Source organism: Brachybacterium sp. J144, from assembly GCF_036321705.1.
GTDB lineage: Bacteria > Actinomycetota > Actinomycetes > Actinomycetales > Dermabacteraceae > Brachybacterium.
The window spans coordinates 408,963-415,379 of record NZ_JAZDCG010000001.1 but is presented as its reverse complement, the minus strand read 5'-3'; the positions used below and the strand labels follow the sequence as shown (position 1 = coordinate 415,379).

Here is a 6,417-nt window from a genome sequence, read left to right as displayed (position 1 = left end):
ACAGGGGACCGTGTAGGCGTGAAACCCCCAGAAAACAGCGGGGAGCCCCGGACCGCCGTGGCGGTCCGGGGCTCCCCGGGTGCTGCGTCCTCGGCCCCTCAGCTGAGGTCCACGCCCACCGAGTCCTGGATGACGCGGATCGTCTCGATCTCGTCCTCGGCGCTCTCCGCCCCGCAGCTGCCGACGATCTCGAGCACGTCGGTCGCCACTCCCCCGCGGTCCAGGACGGCGTAGCGCGCGGCCTGCACGACCGTCGGCCGGCCGGGCTGCGTGTAGCCGTACTCGCTCGCGATCCAGGTGTCCCCCGACACCTCGAGCTCGCCCGTGCCGAGCTCCTCGAGCTCCGGCAGCGCCGCCTTGCGCTGCTCCAGACCGGAGCGGGCGGCCACGAGGGTGAAGTCCGGGCCGAAGCGCTGGACGGTGACGACGACGTTCGCGCGGAAACGGCCCTCGACCCGGGGCTGCGCGACGGCGAGCTGGACGCCGGGGACGGTCAGCGTCGCCCAGTCGTCCGGGACCTCGAGGGTGATCCGCGGAGGTCCCGGGAAGTCCGCGCTCGGATAGATGATGCTCTTGGCCATGGATGTGCTCCGTTCCTCCCACCGGTGACGGCACTCAACCTACCAGCAGGGAACGGGGCCCGGACGGCGTAACCGTCCGGGCCCCGTTCCCTGCTTCGAGAGGTGCCGAGAGCGTCAGTTCGACGAGGTCGACTCCTGCTCCGAGGCGTTGCGATCCGCGGTGTCCCCGAGCTCGTCGACGGCGGTCATGATCTGCTGCAGCGCGGGCACCATCTCCCCCGACCACTGACCGCGGAAGCGATCGGCGTCCGGCCCCGTCCAGTCCACGCCCTCGAGTCCGGAGGTGAGCTCCTGCTCGATGCGGGTGATCTCCTCGGCCGCCTCGCGCAGCTGGGTCGCCATCCGGCGGACCTCTTCGACGTTCATTCCCTTGGTGGCGTTCACTGCGGGGTTCCCCTTCCCAGTTCGTGGCATCCGCGCCCCTGCGCAGGTGCACCGGCTCGTGCCATGGTGTTCGACGGCCTCACTCTAGGTCGCGGGGGCCTGCGTCACCATGGGGAGGAGTCCCCATGGGGACGGACGCCGTCCCGCGGGCGCGCCGGGACGCCGCCGGCGAGACGGGCACCCCTCCCGGTGAGCGCACCGGATCAGCTGGTGATCTGCGCAACCTGCAGCTTCATCGCTCGACCGCTGTAGACGAGGAAGCCGCGGCCGGTCGGGAAGTCCGCGCGACGGATCCTCCCCAATGACGTTCCGAGCAGGGTGTCGCCGTCCATCTCGCCGGGCTGCAGGAGCAGGCCGCGGCGTCCGGCCTTGAACGGCTGGGCGAGGACGTAGGCCTGCGACCAGGAGGCCGACTCGTTCTCGCCCACCACGAACTGGCCCTCCCGGGTGGACGCCCGGATCAGCTTGTCGAGGTCGTTCTCGATGCCGGAGCCGGTGAAGTCGGCGATGCCGTCGATGAACAGCGCCAGTCGACCCTCCTCGACCGCTCCCGACTCGATGGTCTGTCGCAGCTGGGCGGCCAGCTCCCGCACCGTCTCCGGATCCGAGCCCTCCACGTCCCAGATCGGCAGACCGGTGAGCGGCGTGCGCCGCGAGGAGAAGCGGACCAGGCGCATCGGGTTCTCGAGGGCCTTCAGACCGGTCGCGATGGTCAGCATCGCGGTCGTGCGGCCCGAGCCCATCGGGCCGGTGACCATGAACGCGCCCCGCGGCTCGAAGGTGATCTCGGAGAGCGTCTCGTCGGCCAGGCCGAGCACCGGCTGGCCCCCGACGACCGGGCGCAGCTCCGAGAACTCCACCCGCTCGGGAAGTCGCCGGATCCCCGGCGCCTCCGGCACCCCTGCGCGGCGCATCGCCTTGGCGAGCTTGGCCACTTCCCGCGACTGGATCGCCACGTTCGAGTCGCCGCCGTGCACGGCGATCTGCACCTCGTGCCCCTCGAGGATCGCTCGCCCGGGGGGCGAGGCCCCGTCGAGGACGTCCTTGGGCTCGCCGAAGCCGGAGTAGTCGTCCACGCTCGCCATGCGGTGGATCAGCCGCCGCTGGATCGAGGAGCCGAGCGAGGTGGGGATGGCGTTGGGGCGGTCGCCGGTCACGATCACGTGCACGCCCACCTGACGTCCGTCGGTGGCGATCTGCACGAAGGTGGTGAACCACTTCGAGAGGTTGGAGAAGTCGTAGGCCTCGCGGAACGCGGCCATGCCGTCCACCAGCAGCAGCACACGCGGGGTGTCCGGAGCGTTCGCGAGCTCGCGGTACTCCGCGACCGAGCCGGCCCGCACCCGGGCGAAGTCGCGGGCGCGCTCGTCGATCATCTCGCGCAGGGTGCGCAGCAGGCGGATGACCCGCTCCTCGTCGTCGCCCGGCACGATCGAGCCGACGTGCGGCAGCTCCTCGAGCATGGTCAGGCCCGAGGCGCCGAAGTCGAGGCCGTACACGTGCACGGGACCGCCGCGCACCGTGGAGGCCGCGGAGATCGCGATGGTCCGCAGGGTCGTCGACTTGCCGGATCCGCCGGTGCCATAGATGGCCATGTTGCCGTCGCGGTCCGGGTAGTAGGAGATCGTCGGCTGTGCCTGGTCCTCGGGCATGTCCATGACGCCGAGGAGCAGCTCCTCGTCGGTGCGTCGGGTGGGCAGCCGGGAGAGGTCGTAGGCGTCGGCGAGCTCGGAGAGCCACGGCTTGCGCGGCGCGGGCACGCCGGCCTTCTCCGCCGCGGCCCGGATCGTGGTCACCATGCGGGTGATGTCGTTCGGTCCGGGGTCCTTGACCTCCTTGGCGGGCGGGCTCGGGATGTCCCACTGCTCGCCGGTGCCGAAGTCCTTCTCGACGATGTCGATCCGCGCCCGCTCGGGCTCATCGGTGGTCCAGCCGCCGGCGTAGCCGGTCTGGAAGGTGGCGATGCGACCCGGACCGGTCTTCGCGGCGCCGCGCCCCGGGATGCCCGGGTCGAAGTGGGCGGCCATCTTGTCGCCCAGGATGTCCTTGGAGTCGGCCTCGTCCGCCATGCGTAGGGCGATGCGGAGGTTGGTGTTGGCCCGCAGGTTGTCCTTGATGACGCCCGCGGGACGCTGCGTCGCCAGGATGAGGTGCAGGCCGAGGGAGCGGCCGCGCGCGGCGACGTCCACGACGCCGTCCACGAACTCGGGGATCTCCTTCGCGAGGGCCGCGAACTCGTCGACGATGATGATCAGGCTCGGTGGCGCCTCGGGATCCCCGGTGCGCTCGAGCGAGACGAGGTCCTTCGCCTTTTTCCGGTTCAGCAGGTGCTCGCGGTAGTGCAGCTCCGCCCGCAGCGAGGTGAGGGCGCGACGCACCAGGTGCTGGGACAGGTCGGTGACCAGGCCGACGGCATGGGGCAGCTCGATCGCGTCGGCGAAGGCGGCACCGCCCTTGTAGTCCACGAACAGGAAGGTGACCCGGTCGGGGCTGTGGGCGGTGGCCATGCCCATCACCCAGGCCTGGAGGAACTCGGACTTGCCGGCGCCGGTGGTGCCGCCCACGAGGGCGTGCGGGCCGTTCGTACGCAGGTCGAGGTGGAAGGCGTCCTGGCCGTTGTGGCCGATGAGGCCGCGCAGGTTCGCATCGTGCTTGCGGCGCTGCGGCTCGGAGCCGTCGCGCGGGGTGAGGGAGTTGTTCTCCTTCCACCGTTCGATGATGTGGTCCGGTTCCTCGGCCAGCGCCATGCCGCCGAGCTTGAGATAGGAGATCGCACGGGGCAGGTCGGAGTCGTCGTCGATCGGCACGCCCGCGTCGACCACGGGCGAGAGGTGCCGGGCGACGCCCGCGGCCACCTCGACCGAGACGGTCTCGACGGTGACGGGGTAGAAGCGCTCGCCCAGGCGCACGTGGCCCGCGCTCGCCCCCTCGATCGCCTCCTCGACCGACACGTAGGTGCGGCAGGCCGCGGGGAGGGCCGCGACGTTCGGGGCGCACCAGATGACGTGCACGCCGGCATCGGGCCCGCGCTCGGCGATGCGCACCAGGCGCGCCCGGTCGACGGGGGCGTCGTCCTCGATGATCAGCACCAGGCTCGGCGTGACCGGTTCCGGCGGGATCGACGGCTCCGTGGTGACGTCGCTGGTCATCGGGGTGCGCAGGGTGGCCGGGGCGTCCCCGGTGCGCTGCTCGATGAGCTCCTCGATGCGGGAGAGCAGGGAGGTGCCCCGGCCGGGGGTGTCCGCGAGGTGGTCGCCGGGGAGCGGCGAATGGGGGCTCGAGGTGTGCGGGAGCCACTTCAGCCACTGCCACATCTCCCGGCTGGAGCGGGAGGTGATCGCCGCGATCGCCATCTCGGCCGGCGAGTGCAGGGCGAACAGCTGGGTGACGATCCCGCGGGCCACCCCGTCGGCCTCCGCACCGCCGCCGGCGACGCCGAGGTTCCCGGCGTAGCGGAGCTCCGAGACGATCGGGACCCCCGCGATCATCTTGTACTCCTCGTGCATGTCGTCGAGCATGTCCCAGTACTTCGGGATGGCGTCGTTCTCCGACGGCATGTCGATGCCCACCCGGGACTCGGCGATGCCGAGCCCGAGGCGGAGCGTGCCGAAGGCGTTGTGCTCGGGACGGTGGGTCCACAGCAGGCGGCCCAGGCGGAAGGCGGCGTCGACGGTGTCCGCGGCCGACGGCGCCTCGACGAGGCGGACCGCCCGCTCGAGGTCCTGGGCGGCGGTCACGCGGCGCTTGAGCGAGGCGAGCCCCTCCTCGAAGTTCTCGATCTGCCGCTCGAGCTGCTTCTTCGCCTGCCACTTGCGGTTGAGGTACCCGGCCGTGGCCATGAGCGGCATCATGAACACGAACATGAGGGAGAAGGGGCTGCGGGTCAGCGAGAACATGAAGCCGCCCATGAGCACCGGGGCGAACAACATGAAGATCGGGAAGAACTGCGGGCCCGGCTCCTTGGGCGGGGTGGGCGCCTTGAGCGGCCGGTAGGGGAAGCGGGGCACGACGCGCGGGGAGCGGTTGAACTCGACGACGGGCGAGCTGGGCGCGGTCCCGCCCAGGCGGTGCAGGGCGATCACCGAGAAGGTGGTCTGGCCGATGAGGACGGTGTCCGCGGGGCCGATGACGGCGCGCTGGACCTGCTCGCCGCCGATCACCACGCCGTTGCTGGAGTGCAGGTCGACGATCTCGATGGTGTCGCCGACGTTGATGCGGGCGTGCCGCTTGGAGAGCATCGGGTCGGCGATGCGGATGTCGAGGTCGCCCTCGCGGCCGATGACGCTGGACCCGCTGGGGAGCGGGAACTCGCGGCCCGCCTCCGGGCCGGAGAGCACCCGCATCAGGGCGACCGCCGCGCCGCGGGACTCCGAGCGCGTGGCGTACTCGGTGGAGGAGCGGGCGATGGAGACCACGCTGCCCGAGCGCAGCCCCGCCTGGATCAGGTCGATCTCGCGATCCAGGGAGCGCACCCCGTTCGCCCCGGGTCCGGCGCCCGCGTCCTGCACCTGCAGGGTCAGACCCTCGGGGGGCTCGACCTCGCTGCGCAGCGGGTCCGCGAGGTACAGCGCGTTCGCCACATCGGCCACGGTCGCCGTCGCGTCGGCCGTGACCTCGAGGTCCGTCAGCCGGTCCTCGGGCCTGCGCAGCGTGAGCTTGATGCGCATCTGGTCTCCTCCCCCTGGCGGGCCCCTCGCCCGCCCGTCCGGATCCCCGCGGCGGGGATCGGCTCGGTCCTACTCGTCGTCCTCGTCCTGGGACTGGTCCAGCAGCGGCAGGTCCTCGCTCGAGACCAGACGCGAGAAGACCGCGTGCTCGACGAGGCGGGCCCGTCGGTTGCTCGCGAGCTTCCCGGGGCCGCCGCGCAGTCCGCGCACCCCGAGACGGTCCAGCTTGTCGCAGACGTTGTCCAGCTTGCGGTTGAACTTGGTCAGCGGCCACCCGAGACGCTGAGCGGCCTGCGCCGAGGTCGGGACTGAGCTCATGCCGGAGCCCTCACGGACCAGCATCGGCTCGGCGAGGGCGAGGATGAGCAGCTTCTGGCTCGCGGTGAGCTGCACGGACCCGACGGTGGTCTCCCCCACCGGGTCGTCGGGATGGGTGACCCGCTCGAACTCGGGCGACTCGGCGTGGACGGAGAGGTCGTAGGTCGTCGGCCCGGCGGTGAACACCACCTTGGTCTCGTCGAAGACGAGCGGGATCCGCGCTCCCGGCGCGAGCCAGGCCTGCATGCTGCCGGTGCCGTCGGTGATCGTCGCGGACAGCCGCGACCCGATGTTCACCAGCCACCACATCGACTCGACCTGCACGATCGTCAGGAAGCGGCGGTGCAGGAAGGGGTTGTCGTCATCGACGTTGAGGTCGGCCTCGCGGCCGATGGTCAGCTCCTCCCCCTCGGCGACGCGGTACCACTCGCCGCAGAACTCGACGGAGATCGTCGACGCCATCGTCA

4 protein-coding genes are annotated in these 6,417 nt (G+C 71.4%); all 4 read right to left on the bottom strand.

All coding sequences use genetic code 11. From position 1 onward, the window contains the following. Window positions 1-98: 98 nt before the first annotated feature. The 4 genes from V1260_RS01790 to V1260_RS01775 all read right to left on the bottom strand — a co-directional run bounded on the left by V1260_RS01790 (window position 99) and on the right by V1260_RS01775 (window position 6,412). Window positions 99-581, bottom strand: a complete 483-nt coding sequence (locus V1260_RS01790) for a hypothetical protein (RefSeq protein ID WP_329745079.1) — start codon at window positions 579-581, stop codon at window positions 99-101. Between the two features lie 114 nt (window positions 582-695). After that, window positions 696-965, bottom strand: a complete 270-nt coding sequence (locus V1260_RS01785) for a WXG100 family type VII secretion target (protein ID WP_329745078.1) — start codon at window positions 963-965, stop codon at window positions 696-698. A gap of 203 nt (window positions 966-1,168) precedes the next feature. Then, on the bottom strand, window positions 1,169-5,632 hold the full coding sequence (locus V1260_RS01780) for an FtsK/SpoIIIE domain-containing protein (protein WP_329745077.1): 4,464 nt from the start codon (window positions 5,630-5,632) through the stop codon (window positions 1,169-1,171). Between the two features lie 69 nt (window positions 5,633-5,701). Then, entirely contained in the window at window positions 5,702-6,412 is a 711-nt protein-coding gene (locus V1260_RS01775; protein ID WP_329745076.1) for a hypothetical protein, read from the bottom strand. Window positions 6,413-6,417 lie beyond the last annotated feature (5 nt).

Excerpts from the sequence above, each read along its gene's own strand:
- V1260_RS01775 (WP_329745076.1), bottom strand. The coding sequence starts at position 6,412 with ATGGCGTCGACGATCTCCGTCGAGTTCTGCGGCGAGTGGTACCGCGTC.
- V1260_RS01790 (WP_329745079.1), bottom strand. The coding sequence starts at position 581 with ATGGCCAAGAGCATCATCTATCCGAGCGCGGACTTCCCGGGACCTCCG.
- V1260_RS01780 (WP_329745077.1), bottom strand. The coding sequence starts at position 5,632 with ATGCGCATCAAGCTCACGCTGCGCAGGCCCGAGGACCGGCTGACGGAC.